Consider the following 20594-nt stretch of genomic DNA (forward strand, 5'->3'; position numbering starts at 1 on the left):
CCCAGTCGTGAGAGAGTGGGGACCGTGGCTGCGCATCTCTGCGCGCCCAGCGTCGTGGAGTTCCCTGGATTTCTTGCGGCGAACCCCGACCCTACGCCCGAGAGGCAAACCCTTGAACAACCCCATTCGTGCTGCCGTGCGCCCGAACGCCGCAGCCCCCCGTACCAACGCGTCGCAGGGACAGCAGTCCCGCGACACCAACCGCCCCGCTCGCGACGACCGGGCCCGTCCGGCCCGCGACTCCCGCGACGAGCGCGACAACCGCGACTCGCGTCCCGCCAAGGTGACCCGTGACGGTCGCCCGGTCCGTGAGCGCGACTCGCGCGACGGCCGCGGCGCCGGCCAGGGCCGCCCTGCCGGTGGCAACCGTGAGCAGCGCGCTCCCCGCGAGCAGCGCGAGCAGCGTCCCGCCGTGGAGCGTTCGTCGGTCCCGACCGTCGTGCCCGAGGGCCTGACGTTCGCCGACTTCGCGATCCCGACCACGGTGGTCCGTGAGCTCTCGAGCCAGGGCATCGAGTCGCCGTTCCCCATCCAGGTGGCCTCGCTGCCGGACACGCTCAAGGGCCGCGACGTCCTGGGCCGTGGCCGCACGGGCTCGGGCAAGACCCTCGCGTTCTCGCTGCCCGTCGTCACGCGCCTGTCCCAGTCGGACACGCGCCGTGCCGCTCGTCGCCCCCGCGCCCTGGTCCTGTGCCCGACGCGTGAGCTCGCCAACCAGATCAACGCCACGATGGAGCCGCTCGCGAAGGCCCTGGGCCTGAACACGACGACCATCTTCGGTGGCGTCGCGCAGAGCCGCCAGGTCAGCGCCCTGAACGCGGGCGTCGACATCGTCATCGCGTGCCCGGGCCGCCTCGAGGACCTCCTCAACCAGCGCGTCCTGTCGCTCGACGGCATCGAGATCACGGTCCTCGACGAGGCCGACCACATGGCCGACCTGGGCTTCCTGCCCGGCGTCAAGCGCATCATGGACAAGACCCCGACGCGCGGCCAGCGCCTGCTGTTCTCCGCGACGCTCGACAACGGCGTGGACCAGCTCGTCAAGCGGTACCTGAGCAACCCGGTGAGCCACTCGGTCGACTCGGCCGAGTCGCCCGTCTCCAACATGACGCACCACATCTTCGCGGTCCGTGACGCGGACGCGAAGAAGGACGTCGTGCAGCAGCTCGCGTCGGGCACGGGCCGTCGTGTCCTGTTCACGCGCACCAAGCACCAGGCGAAGAAGCTCGCGAAGCAGCTCACGGCCCAGGGCATCCCGTCGGTCGACCTGCACGGGAACCTCGGCCAGGGCGCGCGTGAGCGCAACCTCGAGGCGTTCTCGAACGGGTCCGTCCGCGTGCTCGTCGCGACCGACATCGCGGCGCGCGGCATCCACGTCGACGAGATCGAGCTGGTCGTGCACGTCGACCCGCCGGCCGAGCACAAGGCGTACCTGCACCGCTCGGGCCGTACGGCTCGCGCCGGCTCCGAGGGCGTCGTCGTGACCGTCATGCTCCCCGAGCAGCGCAGCGACGTGAAGGACCTGACCCGCAAGGCGAAGATCACGGCGCAGCCGCAGCCCGTCGCCCCCGGTGACGCGGCGATCACGTCGCTCGTCGGCGAGGTCGCCGAGTACGTGCGCCCCGCGGACATCACGCCGCCGCAGACGCAGGCCCGTCGTGGCACGCCGTCGCGCAACGGTGGGACGCGTGCGACGCGGACGTCGGCCCCGGCCAAGTCCGCAGGCCCGACGGCGCAGCGCGCCCAGGGTGGTCGCGGCCAGTCGGCGCAGGGCGGCGAGGGAGGCGCTGGTGCGCAGGCTCGTCGTCGTGGCGGTCGCGGTCGCGCGCAGCGCGGTGGCGGCTCGGCGACGGTGTACTCGTCGTCGTCGTACTGACGGACGCGCTCGTCCGCTCGCCCGCCGAGCGTGACGGGTTCCGTCGCCGAGGGTGACGACGTGCTTGAGGACCCCGGTGGTGATCTTCGGATCATCACCGGGGTCCTCTGCGTCCCGGCGGAAGCGCCCCGTCACCCTCGGCGGCAGGACCGTCCGGGAACAGCCGGAGACCCGGCACGGTTGTCGCTGTCGGAGGTGGAGCATGACCAACGAGACCCACGACACGACCGGAAGCCTGTTCTCGCAGAAGGTGTATCCGGTGGCCAAGCCCGACGCCCAGTGGCGAGAGGAGCTGGCTCCTGACGAGTACGCGGTGCTCCGGCAGGCCGGCACCGAGCGCCCCTGGACCGGCGAACTCCTCGACGAGAAGCGCGAGGGCGTCTACCGGTGCCGGGCCTGCGGGCACGAGCTGTTCCGGTCGGACACCAAGTTCGACTCGCACTGCGGGTGGCCGAGCTTCTACGCGCCCAAGGAGTCGGACGCGGTCGAGCTGATCCAGGACCGGAGCCACGGCATGGTCCGTACCGAGGTGCGGTGCGCCAACTGCGGCTCGCACCTGGGTCACGTGTTCGACGACGCGCCGCAGACCCCGACGGGCGACCGGTTCTGCATGAACAGCCTCAGCCTGACGTTCGAGGACGCCGGCGCCTGAGCCCGCGGCACTGCAGCACCTGTCAGAACGAGCGTGACCTCGAGGTCACGCTCGTTCTGACACCTCCGACGTCCTGACACCTACGAGGGTGTCGAGGCCGACCGCGAGCAGCACGCCCACGAGGTAGAGCACCAGGTCGCGCGCGTTGAAGGTGCTCCCGAGCACCCACGCGGCCGCGGGCACGACGTCCAGCACGGCCGCCACGACAGGCGTCGCCTGCAGGACCTCGACGAGCCAGCACCACGCGAGCGCCACGGTCCCGGCCACCCACGGCCGCAGCCGAGGGGCCACGAGCACGAGCGCCACATAGACCGCGACGGCGTACAGCAGGTCCCCGACCACGTCACCGACGGGGTCGGGGACCTGCTTCGTCACCACGAGGCCCAGCGCGACCACGGCCGCGAGGACGGCCAGGACGCGCAGGCGGCTGCGCCGTCGGGCAGACCACGCCGGGGGCGCGACGCCCGGCCGCCCCGTCGGCGCGTCACCCGACGTCATGTCAGCGCGACGCCTGCCAGCGCACGACGTCCTCCGAGTACCGGTGGAGCAGGGCGGCGAGGGCCGCGACGTCGTCGGGCGACCAGTCGCTCAGGGCCTGGGAGATCGAGTCGACGCGACGCTCGTGCGTGGTCCGCAGCAGCGTCTCCCCGGCCTCGGTGAGCGTGATGATCTGGCCGCGGGAGTCCTCGGGGTCGACCTCGCGGTCCACCATCCCGACCGACTCGAGCCGGGCGAGCTGCCGCGAGATCGTCGCGCGCCCCACCCCGAACTGCTGCGCGAGGTCCGACCCGCGCACGCCCGGGTTGGCCCAGATGTGGGCGAGCAGCGGGTACGCGCTCGCGTCGAGGTCGGGGTGGATGCGCTTGGCCATCGCGTTCGCGGACGAGCCCGCTCGGCGCGTCAGGACGCGGAGCTCGCGTTCGAGCGCGTAGAGCGGCGACTCGTCGGCGGGGGGCGGGGTGGGCGTTGAGGACACAGTCGGCTCCGGCTGGTCGGTCGGCGAGGGCGGGATCACACGCCCCATCATGGCGTGCGGCGGGGCCGCCGTGGAACACGCATCCACGACGGCCCCGGGTGAGGTCCTGCGAGAAGGAGGTCAGCGCGAGGTGCTGCCCCCACGAGCGGGGCTGTCCCCGGCCCCCGTGAGGACCGAGCCCTCGGCGGCCGCGAAGTCGCCCTCGTGCTCCTGCTCGATCTCGTCGGTCAGGTCGGGCAGGCCGGCCGCGAGCTCGCGCTCGAGGCGCTCGTCGAGACCGGACTTGGTGCCGAGCGGGACCTCCTTGAGGAACAGCACGCAGATCAGGCCGATGACCGCGAGGGGCACGGCCACGAGGAAGATCTCCGCGATGCCCTCGCCGTACGAGCGCTCGACGAGGTCGCGCATCGGGGCGGGGAGCGTCGAGACGTCCGGCACGGTGCCGCCCGTCCCGTCGCTCGGCACGCCCATCTTGGCCAGGCCCTCCTGGATGGAGCTCGTGACCTTGCTCGCGAGGACCGCACCCAGGACGGAAACGCCGATCGCTCCGCCGAGCGTGCGGAAGAACGCGACGGTCGAGGTGCCGGCGCCCATCTCCGAGACGTCCAGGGTGTTCTGGACCGCGAGCACGAGGTTCTGCATGAGCATGCCCATGCTCGCGCCCAGGAAGAACAGGTAGACGCTGATGAGCACGAAGCTCGTGTGGTAGTCGATCGTCGACAGCGCGAACAGCGACCCGACGAGCAGCACGCCGCCCGTGACCATGAAGGCCTTGTAGCGGCCGGTGCGCGTGATGAGCTGCCCGATCAGGGTCGAGGCGATGAACGTCCCGACGATCATCGGGATGGTCAGCAGACCCGACTCGGTCGCCGTCTTGCCGCGCGCGACCTGCATGTACTGGCTGAGGAAGACCGCGGTGCCGAACATCGCGACGCCGACCGCGACGCTCGCGAGGACCGCGAGGACGAACGTGCGGTTCTTGAACAGGTGCAGCGGGATGATGGGCTCGACCGCGCTCTTCTCGACGAGGACGGCCGCGACCAGGGCGAGCAGCGACCCGATCACCATGACGGCGCTCTGCCACGAGACCCACTCGAAGTTGTTGCCCGCGAACGTGACCCACAGCAGCAGGGTCGAGACGCCGACGCTGATGAGCAGCGCACCCCAGTAGTCGATCTTCACGACGCGGCGGGGGATGGGCGGCAGGTGCAGCGTGCGCTGCAGCACGACGATCGCGGCGATCGCGAACGGCAGGCCCACGAAGAAGTTGAGGCGCCAGCTCACGGTGTCGGTCAGGACACCGCCGAGGAGGGGGCCGCCGATCTGGCTCACGGCCATGATCGCGCCCATGAGGCCCATGTACTTGCCGCGCTCGCGCGGGGAGATGATGTCGGAGATGAGGACCATGGCGAGCGCCATGAGCCCACCGGCACCGATGCCCTGGAGGGCGCGGAACGCGATGAGGGTGCCGACGTTCTGCGACAGGCCCGCGAGGGCCGACGCGACGACCGAGACGACCAGCGCGAGCTGGATGAGGACCTTGCGGTTCGTCAGGTCGGCGAGCTTGCCCCAGATGGGGGTCGAGATGGTGGTCGTCAGCAGGGTCGCGGTGACGACCCAGGTGAACGACGACTGCGACCCGTTCAGGTCGTTGATGATCTTGGGCAGCGAGCTCGAGACCACGGAGGTCGCGAGGATCGAGACGAACATCCCGAGGAGGATGCCGGACAGTGATTCCAGCACCTCTCTGCGGGTCATGGTGGTGGTTGCGCTCATACGGGACTCACATTCATAGGTCGTGCTTTGTCGTCGAGACGTCATAGCGGTGCCCGACGGCGGAGGCCGGGACGGGTGGGCGGGTCGCCCTGGGCGGTAGTTCTGGGGCGCGAGGCGCGAGGGGGCGGGTCGTCAGGCGCGCGAGAGCGCCTCGGTGAGGCGTCCGAGCTGGTCGATCGAGGCGCGCAGGTCCTCGGCGGTCCAGCCGGCGAACGTCTCGGCCGTGCGGCTCATGAGGAGGCGGAACGTCTCGTCGACCTTCTCCCTGCCCTCGGGCGTGAGCGTCACGCTGCGGGCACGTCGGTCGTCGTCGCACGCCGTCCGCTCGACCAGTCCTGCGTCGACGAGGTGCGTCACCTGTCGGCTCGCGACCGACAGGTCGACCTTGAGGTGGTGCGCGAGCTCGGTGACCTGGAGGGGGCCGCAGCGCTGCAGGAGGCGCAGCGCACCGAGCGACGCCCGGGGGAAGTCCAGCTCGCGCGCGAGGCGGGCCGAGACCTCGCGCTGGGCGCGGTTGAGCTCCTCGAGGGCGACCGTGAGCTCCTTGACGGGCAGGTCGAGGACGTGGCTGTGGGGGGCGCTCGGGGCCGTCGAGGGGTCGGCCGTCAGGGCGGCGGGGGTGTCGAGGGAGGGGGTGGGGGAGAGGGGCACGCGAGAGATCTCCTTAGTTGCTGCAAGCAACCATAAACCCAGATGGTTGCTGAAGGCAATAGTTGCAGCGAGCATGTTGTTGGGACGCTTGTACCGGAGCGAGGGTCGGGTCGGCCGTCGACCACGGCCCGGCGACGACCAGTCACCTGCGCACCCGCCCCGCGCTCCGCCGTCGGGCACCCTGCGTACGATCGAGAGGTGAGCGAACAACCGACACCCAGTCACCGTCCGCGCCGCCCCGCGATGCTCGACCCGCGCGAGGCCGACGAGCTCCCCGGCGACCTCGACCCCGCGCTGCGGGACCAGATCGCCCACACGACCGCCGCCGCGATCGTGCACGGCGCGCGCGCCGCCGAGGACCCCCGGGTCGTCGACCGCCTCATCCGCCTCGTCGAGACCGAAGGCCTCGACGTCGTGTCCGGCCTCTGGGCCGACTCGGCCCCCGCGACCCTCCCCGGCGCGCTCTGGCGCCTGTACGTCCTGCGCGAGTGGGTGCGCCGTGACCCGCAGACCGTGGCGCTGCGCTACCGTCTCGGCGTCGACGCGGCCCCCGTCCAGGAGGTCGTCGCCGGCGTCGTCAGCCCGCCCGGACCCGAGGACGTGCGCGACCTCGCCGACGCCGTGCTCTCGGGCGTCTTCGCCGGCGACCTCGCCGTGGCCCTCGAACGAGCCGCCGCGTTCTGCCGCATCCTCGCCACGGGCGCCGCGTTCGACGCCGACGCGCGCGAGGCCGGCGACCCCGACTCCGCGCTGCGCATGACGCGCGGCGCCTCGTCGCTGCTGCGCACGGCCGAGGAGCTCGAGCACTCCGCCGCGCTGTGGCGGGCCGACAAGCTCGACTGACGCGGCGCCGTCGGGCTGCTCCGCGTTCCCCGAGCGTCGGGACCCCGAGGTCCGCTCCACGGCTCGACGGGCCCTGTGACCTGCGGGTTCGAAGCCTCCGGGACGCGGGCGTACGATGGTTCACGACGTCGGGTCGCGGTAGCCCCGGGCTCCAACATCAGCCGCTTCGAGCGGCCTTCGCGCCGACAGGCGCTCCCGGCCCGGCGTCGCTCCCACCACGACGTGAGCACCGTCCGGCCTGCCCTTTCGAGGCCCTCGGCGGCTCCCGCCGGTCGCCGCGAGCGATTGAACGTTCAGGCGACAGTTCGGTTACATTTGACGAGCGTTAGAGATGCGTTAACGCGCCCTCTCGGCGCAACTCACCACAGCGTCACCTTCCAACAGAACACCTGTGACATCCGGGTGACGATCGCTTCGTGCGGTCGTCATCTGCCTGTGAAAACCCACCAGCGTCCAGCCCTTTCGGAGCCTCCCGTGCGCTTGCGCCTCACCCCGCGCGATACCTCGTTCTTCGACCTCCTCGCCGACTCCGCTCAGCACCTGGTCACCGGGGCGAACCTCCTGGCCGAGCTGCTCGGCGCAGACCGCCCGACCCGCAAGGAGCTCGCCAAGAAGCTCGCGGAGACCGAGCACCTGGCCGACGACGCGACGCACACCATCATGCGACGCCTCAACCAGACCTTCGTCACGCCGTTCGACCGCGACGACATCTACGGGCTGGCCTCCGCGCTCGACGACTGCATGGACTACATGGAAGAGGCCGCGGACCTCATCGTCCTGTACAAGATCGAGGAGCTGCCCGCCCGCGTCGGCGAGCAGGTCCAGGTCCTGCAGCGCGCGGCCGAGCTGACCGCCGAGGCGATGCCGCGCCTGCGCTCGCTCAACGACCTCGCCGAGTACTGGGTCGAGGTCAACCGCCTCGAGAACCAGGCCGACAAGATCCACCGCAAGCTCCTCGCCGAGCTCTTCGACAACGTCTCCGACCCGATCCTCCTCATCAAGCTCAAGGAGGTCATCGAGATCCTCGAGCAGGCCGCCGACGCGTTCGAGAAGGTCGCGAACATGGTCGAGACCATCGCGCTCAAGGAGTCCTGAGCCCCGTGGAATTCGCTCTGGTCGTCCTCGTCGTCGCGCTCGCGCTGAGCTTCGACTACACGAACGGATTCCACGACGCGGCCAACGCGATCGCCACATCCGTCTCGACGAGGGCCCTCACGCCGCGCGCCGCGCTCATCATGGCGGCAGTCATGAACTTCGCCGGCGCACTCCTGGGGACCGAGGTCGCCGAGACCATCGCGACCTCGATCGTCGACCTCGAGGACGTGCCACCGCACACGGCACTCGTCGTGGTGCTGTGCGCCCTGGTCGGCGCGATCGTGTGGAACCTCATCACGTGGTGGTTCGGGCTCCCGTCGTCCTCGACGCACGCGCTCATCGGCGGCCTCGTGGGCGCCGGGCTCGCGGGCGGGCTCGCGATCTACGGCGCCTCGATCGTCGACAAGGTCGTCCTGCCGATGATCTTCTCCCCGCTCGTGGGCTTCGGCCTCGCGTTCATCGTCATGGTCGGCCTGCTGTGGGCGTTCCGCCGCGCGGCCCCCTCCAAGACCACGCGCCGCTTCCGCCTCGCGCAGACCGTGTCCGCCGCGGCCATGGCCCTGGGCCACGGCCTGCAGGACGCGCAGAAGACCATGGGCGTCATCTTCATGGCGCTCCTGACGGTCGGCTGGGCGAGCCCCGACGAGGGCATCCCGCTGTGGGTCAAGCTCGCCGCGGCCGCCGCGATCTCCGCCGGGACCTACTCGGGCGGCTGGCGCATCATGCGGACCCTCGGCCGCAAGATCATCGAGCTGGACCCGGCGCGCGGGTTCGTCGCCGAGTCCGTCTCCGCGATCGTGCTCTACGTCAACGCGTTCGCGCTGCACGCCCCGGTCTCCACGACGCACACCATCACGTCCGCGATCATGGGCGTCGGCGCGACCAAGCGCCTGTCGGCCGTGCGGTGGGGCGTCGCCAAGAACATCGGCATCGCGTGGGTCCTGACGATCCCCGCCGCCGCGCTCGTGGCCGCGATCATGTACTGGATCCTGTCGCCGATCCTGCTCTGAACCGACCAGGTCGCCGGGCGGTGCGTCGCGGTCCGCGCGACCGGGAGCGCGACGCTCGGCGACCAGGTCCAGAGCGGCCGCCCCTGAACGACGACGCCGGACGCAGGGCCCGGCCCGGCCGCGCGTCGCTCACGTCGGCGTGCACCCTTCCCGTATCGCGAGCCGAGGGCACGCCCGGGACGTGTCTCCCCGTAAAGAGCCCCCTGGGCAGCGGTGTCGCCCGGTGTCGCGCCGTGCCGCCCGAATGCCCCGTCGTGCCCCCCCCGTCGCCGCGCCGCGGGGCCCGCGGGCCGCGCCGTGCGACGCCCTCTTCCGCTCGTCGCCGTGTCCCAGGTGGTCGGACGGCAATTCTTCTTGCTCCGGACCATGCTCGTGGTAGGTGCGAGTTTCTCCGTGACGAAGTGAAGCAGAATGTGTCTTGACACGCTCTGAAGGGGCCCAATAGGCTTCCCGAGGTCGCCAACGAATGGCTCCGAAACTTAACTACCGGTCGGTCATTATTGGGACTTCTCCGAACGCCCGCCGGCACAGTTGACGTGCCGGATCGCTCTCGGAGATCTTTTGTTCACTCGATACATTTGGGGGATATCGTATGCGCAAGATCAGCAAGCTCGTGGCCGCAGCAGCAGTCGCTGCCGCCATCGGAGGGGGTGGCGTCGTCGCCGCCGCGCCCGCCTCGGCCTCGTCCGACTGTGCCGCCGGGTATGCGTGTGCATGGGAGCACGCGAACTACAACCCGGGCAACGTCGGCAAGAAGGTGTCGTTCCAGTACGGGATCCCCGACATGCGGAACTTCGGGTTCGACGACATGGCCAGCTCGCTCAAGAACAGTGGACGCACGTCCAACGCCGCCTGGTCCCAGGACCTCAACTACACCGGTAGGACCTGGGTCCTGAACCGTGGCTACGTGTCGTCGGACCTGGCCGGCTCGTGGCTCCAGGACTCGATCACGTCGGCACGGTTTATCTGAGACGCGACGGTTCCGTGAGGTCTGTGCGACTCACGGCCGGGTGCGCCCTCGCCGTCCTGCTGCTCTCCGGGTGCTCCGGAGCGGCGGCAGGCGGCGAGGCCGCGTCCGGCCGGTTCGACTCACCCTTCGCCCTCCCGCTCGAGAGTCGTTTCGTCGACCTCGCGCTCTACGGTGCTGCGGTCGACGCATTCATGGCTGAATGCATGGCGGAGTCCGGGCTGGAATACACGGTGGGGACATGGGACGTGAATCAGCCCGCGGTGCACGCGTTCAGCGCTCTGGGATATCCGAACCTCGAGCGGGACGTTGTCGAAGAATTCGGCTATCGGGCGCCGAGGGACCCGCGTTTGATCGAGCCGCCGGCTGATCTTTCCGGGAGCATTCCACCCGGTGAGGAAGAGAGATACGCGAAAGCACAGCAGGCGTGCACGGAGGAGTCCCGCGGGCCCGTGCCGGACATCGCGTCCCCCGCCAACGTGCTGCTGCAGCTCAACGCCAAGAGTCAGGACATGGCCCTGGAGGACCAGCGCATCCGCATCACGACGAGCGTCGAGCGGTGGCGTGAGTGCGTCGTGAAGGCGGATCCGCCGGTCGGCGACGCGGGCGGCACGCCCCTCGACTTTCGGGTCTCGGTGCTGAAGACCGTGGACGCCCGTGAGGGCTGGGCGGGAACCGGTGACTCCCACATGCGGCCGGCGCCCGTCGACGAGGTCGAGGCGGCGAGGATCGACGTGGGGTGCAGGCAGCAGTCAGGTTATGACAAGGCGTTCTTCTCGGCCGTCGGTGAGGCGCAGGAACGCCTCGTCACCGAGCATGGAGAAGTACTCGAAGGGGTGGAGGACTCGATGAACGAGATCCAGCTGGCGATTGACCACTACGTGCTCGAGGGGCAGAAGTGAGGGCGGGCGCGCGCGGTCGTGCCGCGGCCCGGTCGGGCCTCGTCGGGACCCTGGGGCTCGTGCTGCTGCTGAGCGCCTGCTCCTCGACCTCGGACGGGGTCGCCTCGTTGGAGGAAGAGGGCGGCGGCGCCGTGCGCGGGGGGTACGCCGACGAGAAGACGGCGGACTACGCGGACTGCCTGACGGACGTCGGGTTGAGCGTGCACGCCGAGACCGAGGGCTCGTTCAAGGGGTTCCTCGTGATCGAGGGAGCCCAGATCCTCGGAGACACGGACACCTCGCCGATCGGAGTCGACGGGGAGGACCGGGACGCGGACATCAAGAAGTGCCGTGCCGAGTTCTCCGGCGCCAAGGACCTGCTCGACGCGTCCACCACGGTCGACCTCCCCGTCGAGGACACGCTCGTCGACGACGACGTGGCCGCGGCGAGCCGGGCGTGGGCACAGTGTGCCCGCGACGCCGGGTTCGCGATGATCGCCGACCCCGTCGTGGACATGGTGGTCATCCCCGAGGGGCTCACGGTCGAGCAGGCGCAGCAGCTCGGCAGCGCGTGCTCGAAGCCGATCGCCGACGCGGGCGACCCCACGCCCCACTTCGACTACCAGGCCGCCGTGAAGGTCGAGGGCGGCGGGCTGGACATCGCACCGTACATGAAGGCGATCGAGGGACCGATCTACGCGAACGTCACGAGTGGGGGACCTCCGAGCGGGGGAGCGCCGTCCGACGGCGGCACGGAGGCCCCGTGAAGCGGATCGCCAAGCTCGTCATCGCCTTCAGCACGCTCGGCGTGATCGGCGCGGCGACGCTCGGCGGGACGTGGCTCGCCGGGGCGGACGAGGACGAGAAGAAGGCGTCGACCGAGGTGCGCACCGCCGTCGTCGAACGCGGTGCGCTCTCGGCGGGCATGCGGCTGACGGGGAACCTGACCCGCGGGGCGGTCACGCAGCTGTCCGGCTCCGGGGAGGGCGTCCTCACGGCCCTCCCCGCGGCCGGGGCGGAGATCGCGGCCGGGCAGGTGCTCTACGAGGTGGACGGGAGGCCGGTCTTCCTCCTGACCGGGACGACCCCCCTGTGGCGGGCGCTCAAGCTCGGGGACGCCGGCCCGGACGTGCTCATCCTCAAGTCCTCGCTCGCGGCCCTCGGCCACGACGTCGGCGATGCCTCCTCCGACGTCTACGACACCAAGACCTCGGACGCCGTCGCGGCCCTCTACCGTGCCGCCGGCAAGACGCCACCCTCGGAGACGAGCGAGGGCAAGAAGTCCGTCGATGACGCGCAGGCCGGACTGGTCGCCGCCAACCAGGGGGTCGTGACCGCGAAGAAGGCGCTCTTCGCCGGGGACGTCCGGCCTGATGCGCTCACCATCGCCCAGGCGGACGCCGCTGTGGCAGACGCCGCGACGGCGCTCGACGAGGCGGCCGCGAGCGGCGCGAGCACCACGCTCCCGCAGGCGCAGCTCGATGCCGCGAAGAAGGCGCGCAAGGCACTCGACGCGCCGCCCGACCTGACCGGGCAGAAGCAAGCCGTCAAGGACGCCGAGCAGCAGGTCGTGGCAGCGAAGAACACGCTCGCGGTCGCTCGTGCGCAGTCGGTGGGGCCTGGCCAGGTGACCGTGCTGAGCTCTCCCTCCATCCGGGTCGAGAAGGTCGCGGGCCGCCTCGGAGGGGCGGCCAACGCCGAGATCGCGCAGTGGACGGGCATGACGACCTTCGTCGAGGCGCCCGTGACGGCGTCCCAGCAGGCCGCGCTCTCGATCGGCGGCGTCGTCCAGGTCCGTGTCCCCTCCGGAGACGTCCTCGAGGGGACCATCGCGGCCGTAGGCTCGGCGCCCGGTGCCTCGGCGGACGCCGACGCCGGTGACGGCGAGGAGGGCGACGGCGGTGGAGGCGCAGCGGGGACGGGCGGGGACGGCGCAGGGGGCAAGACGGTCCTGCGGGTGGACATCGCCGACCAGGCGGCAGCTGCCCCGCTCGCGGGGTCCGCGGTCACGATCGAGGTGTCGACCGACGTCGCGGAGGACGCGCTCATCGTCCCGGTGACCGCGTTGCTCGCGCTCGCCGAAGGGGGCTACGCCGTCGAGCGCGTGACGAAAGGCGATCGTGTGGAGCTCGTCGCCGTGGAGCTCGGGCTCATCGCGGAGGCACGGGTCCAGGTCTCCTCGGACGCGCTCGAGGCGGGCGACCGGGTGCAGATCCCGTGACGACGGACGGCGCCCCGGCCATCGCGATCCGTGACGTCACCAAGGAGTTCCCCACAGGGGGCGGAACCTTGCGTGTGCTCCACGGGATCGACCTCGAGATCGGCCCGTCCGAGCACGTCGCGGTCGTCGGGCCGTCGGGGTCCGGGAAGTCGACGCTCCTGTCCATCATGGGCACCCTCGAGAGCCCGACCACGGGAGACGTCGTCGTGGGCGGTCGATCGACCGCGACGATGACAGACGGCGACAAGGCGGCCCTGCGGTCGCGGGCCTTCGGGTTCGTCTTCCAGCAGTTCCACCTCATCGGACACGTGAACGCCACCCGGAACGTCGAGCTGGGCCTGCTGTACGCCGGGTTCGCGCCCAAGGAACGTCACGAACGAGCACGGCACGCCCTCGATCGCGTGGGGCTCGGCTCCCGCACCGACCACCGACCGGGGCAGCTCTCGGGCGGTGAGCAGCAGCGTGTGGCCGTGGCCCGAGCACTCGCGCACGACCCACAGGTGGTGTTCGCCGACGAGCCGACCGGCGCCCTTGACCAGGCGACGGGGGCGTCCGTCATGGAGCTCCTGCGGGGCCTCAGCGGGACGGCGCTCGTCGTCATCACGCACGACGAGACGATCGCCGCGTCGTTGCCCCGGCTCGTCCGCGTGCGCGACGGGCGGATCGAGCAGGACGTCCGCCAGGGGACGCTCGCATGACGACGCGCCTGTCCTTCGCCGACATGGTCGGCACAGCGACGCTCGGCCCGAGGTCGCGTCCCCTGCGAGCCCTCCTGTCGATCCTCGGGATCGGGATCGGGATCGCCACGCTCGTCGCGGTCATGGGAATCGCCGGAACCAACCAGGCGCACACGCGGGCACAGCTCGAGGCCCTCGGGTCCAACGTGCTCGAGGTCGCGCCCGGCGACGGCCCGGACGGGGTCGTCCCGCTCCCCGACACCGCCTCGGAGATGATCCGCCGGATCGGACCCGTCGAGGGCGCCGCAGCGACCCGGGACCTCAAAGGCCTGCACGCGTACCGTACGGACCTCGTCCCCGGGACCATGGGCAACGGGCTCACGGTCGCGGCCGTCGAGCCGGAGCTCGCGGTCACGATGGACCTGACTGTTGCCGACGGCAGGTGGTTCGACGAGTCGACCTCGGCGCTGCCGGCCGTCGTCCTCGGGTCCTCGACCGCCCGACTGCTCGGGGTGTCCAGCATCGGGCAGCGGGTCTGGATCGGCGACGCCTGGTACGGGGTGCTGGGGATCCTCTCGCCCTCGCAGCTCGCGCCCCAGCTCGACACGAAGGCCCTGATCGGTGACCGGTGGGCCCTGGCCAACGTCGACGAGGCGGCGATCACCACGATCTACGTCCGCACGCGCAGCGGTGAGGCGACCACGGTCCGACCCGTGATCCCCGCCACGGCGAACCCCGCCGCACCGTTCGCCGTGAAGGTGGGGGCGCCGTCCCGGCTGGAGAAGGCGCAGACCGCTGTCGACGGCTCGTATCGGGCGCTCGCGCTCGGGCTCGCGACCATCGCGCTCCTGGTCGGCGCGATCGGCATCGTGAACACGATGGTCATCGCCGTGCTCGAGCGGCGCGGAGAGATCGGCCTGCGCCGCGCCGTCGGCGCCCGGTCCGGGCAGGTGCGGCTCCAGTTCGTCGTCGAGGCGGCGCTGCTCGGGTTGGTCGGCGGTGTGGCGGGGTCGGTGATCGGTGTGCTCGTGACGCTCGGCTACGGGATCGCCACCGGCATGTCGCCGAAGGTCGACCTGTGGGCGGGCGTGGTGGGGATCGTCCTGGCGGTGCTCGTCGGTGCAGCAGCCGGCGCCTACCCGGCGTCGCGTGCGGCCAAGCTCTCGCCGACGCAGGCCCTGCGCGGCGCGTGACGACGGTTGTCGGCCCGCTCTGGCACCCGCCACGTCAGTGCAGCGGCGGTGCGACCTTCTCCGCCGCGAGCACCCTCGGGCCCTTGGCCGTGTCCGCGACGTGCGCGACCAGCATCTCGCCCGGCTCCAGGAACGGGTCCCTGCTCGGCAGCGCGTTCGCGACCGGTCGTCGCGAGTGCTGGCCCAGGACGTCGAGCACCGTGGGCAGCACGGGCCGGTGGGTGCACAGCACGGTCGACCGCTCGGACTCGAGGAGCTCGCGCACCGTGCGTGCGACGCGCGACGGCGACCGCTCGTGCTGGGCCTCGGACAGGTGGTCGATCGAGATCCGGTCCAGGCGCGCGGCCTCGGCGTACGGAGAGATGGTCTGCTCGCAGCGGTTCCACCGGCTCGTGACCACGGCATTGACGCCGTACGCCGCGAGCACGGGCACCAGGGCGGCCGACTGCGCGTGCCCCGCGGGCGTGAGGGGCCGGTCCTCCTCGGCGCCGTGCCACGCCGCGCGGGTCACGGCCTTGCCGTGGCGGGCGATCACGACCACGCGGGTCGCGAGCCGGTCCTGGGCGAACTCCTCGGCCAGCGCCGCGAGCGGCCCGCGGTCCGCCTTGCGGGTCACGCGCCGGGCCGCGTCCTCGACGCCGAGCCACACGGAGTCGTCGATCTCGTCGACGGACACCGGGGGCACGGGCGCACGCGCGGCGAGGGGGCCCGCGTCGCGGACCCGCTTGGCCTGCCGCGCGGCCCAGTAGTGCACGCGCTTCACACGGCCCTCGGGCGTGAGGTACTGGAGCCCCGGCAGCGGTACGCCGAGGACGACGGGCCTGCCCGTCTCTTCCGCGACCTCGCGCACCGCGGCCGTCTGGAAGGCCTCGCCCGGGTCGAGCTTGCCCTTGGGCCACGACCAGTCGTCGTAGCGCGGCCGGTGCACCAGCTTGACCTGGAGCTCACCGTCGCGCACCCGCCACACGAGCCCGCCCGCGGACTCGATCACGGGGGCGTGGGGGACGTGCGTGGGGCCGAGCATGTCCACGAGCGGGGCGAACGAGGACGAGCTCATCGACCCATGCCCAGCCGCCGGCGTTGTCGGGTGATCAGGGTCGACTGGATGTCCATGAGCGGACCGTCGGGGCCGACCGCGTGCCGCTCCCACGACCCGTCGCTCTGCAGGTGCCACGAGGCCGTGCCGTCGTCCATCGAGACGTCGATGAGGTCGATCAGGTCCGAGACCTGCTGGGGGTCCACGAGCCGCACCAGGGTCTCGACGCGGCGGTCGAGGTTGCGGTGCATCAGGTCGGCCGACCCGATGAAGACCTCGGGCCCGGACTCGGGGCCGTCAGCGATCGCGGGCCCGCCCGAGTTGGCGAACGCGAAGATCCGCGAGTGCTCCAGGAACCGGCCCAGGATGGACCGGACCCGGATGTTCTCGCTCAGTCCGGGGACCCCGGGGCGGATCGCGCAGATCCCGCGCACCACGAGGTCGACCTTCACACCGGCCTGCGAGGCCCGGTACAGGGCGTCGATGATGGTCTCGTCGACGACCGAGTTGACCTTGAACTTGACCCACGCGTCGCGCCCCTCGCGAGCCGCGACGGCTTCGCGCTCGATCCGCTCGACGAGCCCCGAGCGCACCGAGCGGGGCGCGACGAGGAGCCGGTGGAACCGGGACTGGGGTGCGTAGCCGGAGAGCTGGTTGAACAGCCGCGTGAGGTCCTGGCCGACCTCGGGGTCCGCGGTGAGCAGCCCGAGGTCCGTGTACAGGCGTGCGGTCTTGGGGTTGTAGTTGCCCGTGCCGACGTGGCAGTAGCGCACGAGGCCCTCGGGCTCCTGGCGGACCACGAGCGAGAGCTTGCAGTGGGTCTTGAGCCCGACGATCCCGTACACGACGTGCACGCCCGCCTGCTCGAGCTTGCGGGCCCAGGAGATGTTGGCCTGCTCGTCGAAGCGGGCCTTGATCTCGACGAGCGCGAGGACCTGCTTGCCGGCCTCGGCCGCGTCGATCAGGGCGTCGACGATGGGCGAGTCGCCCGACGTCCGGTACAGCGTCTGCTTGATCGCGAGCACGTTCGGGTCGGCCGCGGCCTGCTGCAGGAACGTCTGGACCGACGTCGAGAACGAGTCGTACGGGTGGTGCAGCAGGATGTCGCGGTCGCGGATCGCGGCGAACACGTCGGTCGGGCTCGCGCTCTCGACCTCCGCGAGGAAGCGGTGCGTCGTCGGCACGAAGCGCGGGTAGTGCAGGTCCGCGCGGTCGAGGTCCGCGATGAGGTTGAGCCCCGTGAGGTCGAGCGGCGCGGTGAGCTTGAAGACCTCGTCGTCGGCGACGTCGAGCTCTCGCACGAGGAGCTGACGGATGCGAGGGCTGATCCCGTCGGCGATCTCGAGGCGCACGGGCGGGCCGAACCGGCGGCGCAGCAGCTCCTTCTCCATGGCCTGGAGCAGGTTCTCGGCGTCGTCCTCCTCGACCTCGACGTCCTCGTTGCGCGTCACGCGGAACGTGTGGTGCTCGCGCACCTCCATGCCGGGGAACAGGTGGTCGAGGTGCTGCGAGATGACGTCCTCGAGCGGCACGAACGACGTGGGGCCCTTGTCCGGGTCGGCGGCCTGCGAGCTGGGTGCGGACGGGCGCCCGCGCGAGTCGACCGCGATGAAGCGCGGCAGCAGCGGCGGCACCTTGACGCGCGCGAAGTGCTCCTTGCCCGTCGTCGGGTTGACCACGACGACCGCGAGGTTGAGCGAGAGCCCCGAGATGTACGGGAAGGGGTGCGCGGGGTCCACCGCGAGCGGCGTGAGGACGGGAAAGATCTGCTTGCGGAAGAACTTGTGCAGGCGCTCCTGCTCGCGCGTGTCGAGCTCTTCCCAGCGCAGCAGCGAGATGCCCTCGGTCGCGAGCGCGGGCTGCACCTGGTCGGAGAACACCGCGGCGTGGCGGGACATGAGCTCGTGCGCGCGCTCGCTGATCGCGTCGAGGACCTGGCGCGGGGTCAGCCCGGACGCGGCCGTGACCGCGAGGCCCGTCGCGATGCGTCGCTTGAGGCCTGCGACGCGGACCATGAAGAACTCGTCGAGGTTCGACGCGAAGATCGCGAGGTACCGCACGCGTTCCAGCAGCGGCTGCGACTCGTCCTCCGCGAGCTCGAGCACGCGCTGGTTGAACGAGAGCCAGCTCAGCTCGCGATCGGCGAAGCGGTCGGCAGGCAGGGGCGCGGCGTCGAGCACCTCCACGTCGATCGTGCCCGTGACCGGTTCCTCCTCGGCGATGTGCTCGGCGATGTGCGCCGCGAGCTCGGGGTCGAGGACGGCTCGCGGGCTGGACGCCCGGACGGCTTCCGGCTGCTGGTCCGGGCGCGCGGGGGTGCGGACGCCGGGACGGACGGTGGAGTCGGTCATGACTTCATGGTGGCATCACTCGGTGAACTTTGGGTGACGGGATTCACTGCCGGCGGGCCGTACTGGACGTCGACCGTGTCCTTGCCGAACCCCGCCCCGAGGTAGGTCCTCGTCGCGGCGGCGTTGTCGCCGTCGACGTAGAGGACGGCGCGGTCGAGCCCGCGCGCGGCGAGGTGCGCGAGCCCCACGGCGGTCAGCACCTTCCCGAGCCCCTGGCCCTGGGCGTCGGGGTCGACGCCGACGACGTAGATCTCGCCCTCGCGCACGTCTCCGGTCTGGTCGGTGGGCACCTTGGTCCACAGCGAACCGGCGAGCGAGCCGTCCGCGCGCTCGAGGAGGAAGAAGCCCTCGGGGTCGAACCAGTCCTCGGCGACGCGGGCGTCGAGGTCGGCCTGGTCGAGGCGGCCCTGCTCGGGGTGGTGCGCGAAGGCGCGCGCGTTGACGCGGAGCCACGCTGCGTCGTCGGGACCGGGGCGGAACGTGCGCAGGCTCAGGCCCGCGGGCACCTCGGGGCGCTCCCACGTCCCGGACCGCAGGTCGAGCCCCATCTTCCACAGCTCGCGCACGACGACGAGCCCCGCGTCGGCTGCGAACGCCCGCGCGGCGGGGAGGTCGCCGTGCGCCCACACGTGCAGGACGCCGCCGTGCTGGCCCGGCTCGCCCGAGCGCGCGGGCAGGGTCGCGTCGCGCTGCGCGGTGCGCAGCAGCATGCGCCCGGTCCGACGGCGGCGCGCGGCCGGGTGCACCACGAGCTCGGCGCTCGCGACGTCGCCGCCGCGGTCGACCTGGGCGTATCCGGTGACCGTTCCCTCGTCGTCGTACGCGACGACGTGCGTGAGGTCCTCGTCGTCGACGCCCAGGCGCAGGAGGGGCTGCTCGGAGAGGGGGGCGACGCCGTCGGACTGCTGGGCGGCCGCGGCCAGGGCGCGGACCTCGTCCGCGGTGGCCGGGTCGAGCGGGCCGATCTCGAGGGGGGAGCGCATGGCTCCATCCCATCACGTCGGGCGCGCGGTCACCGAGTCGTCGGCGGGTCGTCGAGCGTCCGGTTCAGGGCTGCGCCAGGTGCTCGGAGAGGAACATCAACCCGTACGGCAGGCCCACGTGGACCATGGCCCACGTGTGCCCCTGGCCCTTCTCCTCGCGCAGCTCGACGGTCTGGCCGCGTTCGGTGAGCACCGCGGCGAGCCGGCGGTTGGCCTCGCGGTCCTTGCGGGGCGACTCGGTGCCGCCGTCGAGGAACACCGCGACGGGCTCGGGGAAGTCCATGGTGGGGAGGTAGTGGCTGGGGGAGTTGGCGTCGAACTCCTGCCGCGTCGCGAGCATCTTGCGGCCGCCGTCACCCGGGTCGCCGTACGGTTCGAGCGCCATGATCGCGCCGAACGTGTCGAGGTGTCGCAGTCCCAGGTTGAGCGCGCAGAAACCGCCCGAGGACATCCCGCCGATCGCGCGGTGCGCGCGGTCGGGCACGGTCGGGAAGTTCTCGTCGACCCAGGGGATCACCACGTCCGTCACGTACGTCTCGACCTGGGCGCCGCCCGTGGTCGAGTCGAGGCACTCGGTGTCCCGCGCCGAGGGGCCCTGCCCGTTGACGTCGACCGCGACGAGGATCATGGGCTCGACCAGGCGGGCCTCCAGCAGCGTGTCCATGACGTTCGCGCTGTCGGCCGCGGCGAACCAGTCGCTCGGCTGCCCCGGGCTGCCGTGGAAGAGGTAGACGACGGGGTAGCGCGTGGCCGCCGCAGGGTCGAAGCCGGGCGGCGTGTAGACCCAGGTCGTGCCGTCGGCCATGCGCAGGTCGGGGGCCGTGACAGGGGTCGAGGTCACCGACCCCGCCTTCGACGAACCGGCGCGCTCCGACGGCTCGTCCCGGTGGCTGGGCGGCGGGTCGACGAGCCCCCACCCGGCCATCGTGGTCCGGAAGGCCGCGACGTTGGGCACGTAGCCCGCGTACGCGTTGACCGCGGCCGTGACCGCCAGGATCACGAGGAGCCCCGACGCGACGGTCCCCACCCAGGTGCGCCACGCGCCGCGCCCGCGCCCGCGAGCGCCGCCGTCGGCGCCGCCGTCCGCGCCGTCGCCGGGGTCCGCGCGGCGCGCCGCAGCGCGCCGCCGCCGGTCCCACGCGACGAGGACCGCGACCAGGACCGCCGCAGCCGCGAGCAGCCCGACCGTCCACCACGACGACACCCAGTCGCTGCGTCCCGCGAGCTCGCGCAGCACCGCGGGGGGCAGGGTCGTGCCGGTCTCGGGCTCGGGGAGCGGCACGGACGAGGACAGCAGCGAGGCGCCCGGCAGGGGCGCGCCGGGAAGGACGTCGAACGGGGTCACCCCTCCAGGGTGCCCGCTGCGCACAGGTCGCACCGGGCGGACACCCAGGCGGCCGCCAAGG

The 20594-nt window shown here is 71.7% G+C and carries 19 protein-coding genes; 11 read left to right on the forward strand and 8 right to left on the reverse strand.

Translation table 11 applies throughout. The features are described from left to right. Positions 1-451: 451 nt before the first annotated feature. Both JOD48_RS03550 and msrB read left to right on the forward strand, forming a co-directional pair. The gene (locus JOD48_RS03550) at positions 452-1876 is read left to right on the forward strand and encodes a DEAD/DEAH box helicase (RefSeq protein ID WP_204810308.1); all 1425 of its coding nucleotides are present in this window, start codon (positions 452-454) and stop codon (positions 1874-1876) included. Between the two features lie 202 nt (positions 1877-2078). Further along, positions 2079-2528, forward strand: a complete 450-nt coding sequence (msrB, locus tag JOD48_RS03555; protein ID WP_051703022.1) for a peptide-methionine (R)-S-oxide reductase MsrB — start codon at positions 2079-2081, stop codon at positions 2526-2528. A 45-nt stretch (positions 2529-2573) separates the two neighbouring features. Here the strand turns inward: msrB and JOD48_RS03560 are convergent, their stop codons facing one another. The 4 genes from JOD48_RS03560 to JOD48_RS03575 all read right to left on the reverse strand — a co-directional run bounded on the left by JOD48_RS03560 (position 2574) and on the right by JOD48_RS03575 (position 5931). Beyond that, entirely contained in the window at positions 2574-3026 is a 453-nt protein-coding gene (locus JOD48_RS03560) for a DUF2809 domain-containing protein (protein WP_204807410.1), read from the reverse strand. 1 nt (position 3027) lies between these two features. Next, on the reverse strand, positions 3028-3504 hold the full coding sequence (locus JOD48_RS03565) for a MarR family winged helix-turn-helix transcriptional regulator (RefSeq protein WP_307823948.1): 477 nt from the start codon (positions 3502-3504) through the stop codon (positions 3028-3030). 120 nt (positions 3505-3624) lie between these two features. Next, entirely contained in the window at positions 3625-5280 is a 1656-nt protein-coding gene (locus tag JOD48_RS03570; RefSeq protein ID WP_225227435.1) for an MDR family MFS transporter, read from the reverse strand. Positions 5281-5412: 132 nt separating this feature from the next. After that, complete coding sequence (locus JOD48_RS03575) at positions 5413-5931, reverse strand: MarR family winged helix-turn-helix transcriptional regulator (RefSeq protein ID WP_204807414.1); 519 nt, start codon at positions 5929-5931, stop codon at positions 5413-5415. 243 nt (positions 5932-6174) lie between these two features. Between JOD48_RS03575 and JOD48_RS03580 the strand changes: the two genes are divergently transcribed. From JOD48_RS03580 to JOD48_RS03620, 9 genes are all read left to right on the forward strand, one after another. After that, complete coding sequence (locus JOD48_RS03580; protein WP_204810312.1) at positions 6175-6774, forward strand: hypothetical protein; 600 nt, start codon at positions 6175-6177, stop codon at positions 6772-6774. Between the two features lie 474 nt (positions 6775-7248). Further along, complete coding sequence (locus JOD48_RS03585; protein ID WP_030151734.1) at positions 7249-7869, forward strand: DUF47 domain-containing protein; 621 nt, start codon at positions 7249-7251, stop codon at positions 7867-7869. 5 nt (positions 7870-7874) lie between these two features. Beyond that, positions 7875-8879 (forward strand): inorganic phosphate transporter, encoded by a 1005-nt coding sequence (locus JOD48_RS03590; RefSeq protein WP_138826192.1) that lies wholly within the window; start codon positions 7875-7877, stop codon positions 8877-8879. A 592-nt stretch (positions 8880-9471) separates the two neighbouring features. Then, a complete protein-coding gene (locus JOD48_RS03595; protein ID WP_204807416.1) occupies positions 9472-9849 on the forward strand; it encodes a peptidase inhibitor family I36 protein in 378 nt (125 codons plus the stop codon). A gap of 23 nt (positions 9850-9872) precedes the next feature. Continuing rightward, positions 9873-10748: a hypothetical protein gene (locus JOD48_RS03600; RefSeq protein ID WP_204807418.1), complete on the forward strand. Its 876-nt coding sequence runs from the start codon at positions 9873-9875 to the stop codon at positions 10746-10748. Continuing rightward, positions 10745-11494: a hypothetical protein gene (locus JOD48_RS03605; protein WP_191792128.1), complete on the forward strand. Its 750-nt coding sequence runs from the start codon at positions 10745-10747 to the stop codon at positions 11492-11494. Before JOD48_RS03600 ends, JOD48_RS03605 begins: the two co-directional genes overlap by 4 nt. Next, positions 11491-12948: an efflux RND transporter periplasmic adaptor subunit gene (locus JOD48_RS03610; RefSeq protein ID WP_204807419.1), complete on the forward strand. Its 1458-nt coding sequence runs from the start codon at positions 11491-11493 to the stop codon at positions 12946-12948. The genes JOD48_RS03605 and JOD48_RS03610 overlap by 4 nt, the downstream gene beginning before the upstream one ends. Then, positions 12945-13646 (forward strand): ABC transporter ATP-binding protein, encoded by a 702-nt coding sequence (locus JOD48_RS03615; RefSeq protein ID WP_191792130.1) that lies wholly within the window; start codon positions 12945-12947, stop codon positions 13644-13646. The genes JOD48_RS03610 and JOD48_RS03615 overlap by 4 nt, the downstream gene beginning before the upstream one ends. After that, complete coding sequence (locus JOD48_RS03620; RefSeq protein WP_204807422.1) at positions 13643-14818, forward strand: ABC transporter permease; 1176 nt, start codon at positions 13643-13645, stop codon at positions 14816-14818. The genes JOD48_RS03615 and JOD48_RS03620 overlap by 4 nt, the downstream gene beginning before the upstream one ends. Before the next feature lie 34 nt (positions 14819-14852). Here the strand turns inward: JOD48_RS03620 and JOD48_RS03625 are convergent, their stop codons facing one another. The 4 genes from JOD48_RS03625 to JOD48_RS20055 all read right to left on the reverse strand — a co-directional run bounded on the left by JOD48_RS03625 (position 14853) and on the right by JOD48_RS20055 (position 20533). Then, the gene (locus JOD48_RS03625; protein WP_239527322.1) at positions 14853-15875 is read right to left on the reverse strand and encodes an NUDIX hydrolase; all 1023 of its coding nucleotides are present in this window, start codon (positions 15873-15875) and stop codon (positions 14853-14855) included. Further along, entirely contained in the window at positions 15872-18205 is a 2334-nt protein-coding gene (locus JOD48_RS03630) for an RNA degradosome polyphosphate kinase (protein ID WP_239527323.1), read from the reverse strand. The genes JOD48_RS03625 and JOD48_RS03630 overlap by 4 nt, the downstream gene beginning before the upstream one ends. Further along, a complete protein-coding gene (gene mshD, locus JOD48_RS03635; RefSeq protein WP_204807424.1) occupies positions 18202-19188 on the reverse strand; it encodes a mycothiol synthase in 987 nt (328 codons plus the stop codon). Before mshD ends, JOD48_RS03630 begins: the two co-directional genes overlap by 4 nt. Before the next feature lie 64 nt (positions 19189-19252). Next, entirely contained in the window at positions 19253-20533 is a 1281-nt protein-coding gene (locus tag JOD48_RS20055; RefSeq protein WP_204807427.1) for an alpha/beta hydrolase, read from the reverse strand. Positions 20534-20594: the final 61 nt, after the last annotated feature.

The sequence above is a fragment of the Oerskovia paurometabola genome (genome assembly GCF_016907365.1).
Taxonomy (GTDB): domain Bacteria; phylum Actinomycetota; class Actinomycetes; order Actinomycetales; family Cellulomonadaceae; genus Oerskovia; species Oerskovia paurometabola.

Coding starts and splice junctions, on each gene's coding strand:
- msrB (WP_051703022.1), top strand. CDS start 2,079: ATGACCAACGAGACCCACGACACGACCGGAAGCCTGTTCTCGCAGAAG.
- JOD48_RS03560 (WP_204807410.1), bottom strand. CDS start 3,026: ATGACGTCGGGTGACGCGCCGACGGGGCGGCCGGGCGTCGCGCCCCCG.
- JOD48_RS03570 (WP_225227435.1), bottom strand. CDS start 5,280: ATGAGCGCAACCACCACCATGACCCGCAGAGAGGTGCTGGAATCACTG.
- JOD48_RS03580 (WP_204810312.1), top strand. CDS start 6,175: ATGCTCGACCCGCGCGAGGCCGACGAGCTCCCCGGCGACCTCGACCCC.
- JOD48_RS03595 (WP_204807416.1), top strand. CDS start 9,472: ATGCGCAAGATCAGCAAGCTCGTGGCCGCAGCAGCAGTCGCTGCCGCC.
- JOD48_RS03620 (WP_204807422.1), top strand. CDS start 13,643: ATGACGACGCGCCTGTCCTTCGCCGACATGGTCGGCACAGCGACGCTC.
- JOD48_RS03625 (WP_239527322.1), bottom strand. CDS start 15,875: ATGAGCTCGTCCTCGTTCGCCCCGCTCGTGGACATGCTCGGCCCCACG.
- JOD48_RS03630 (WP_239527323.1), bottom strand. CDS start 18,205: ATGACCGACTCCACCGTCCGTCCCGGCGTCCGCACCCCCGCGCGCCCG.
- mshD (WP_204807424.1), bottom strand. CDS start 19,188: ATGCGCTCCCCCCTCGAGATCGGCCCGCTCGACCCGGCCACCGCGGAC.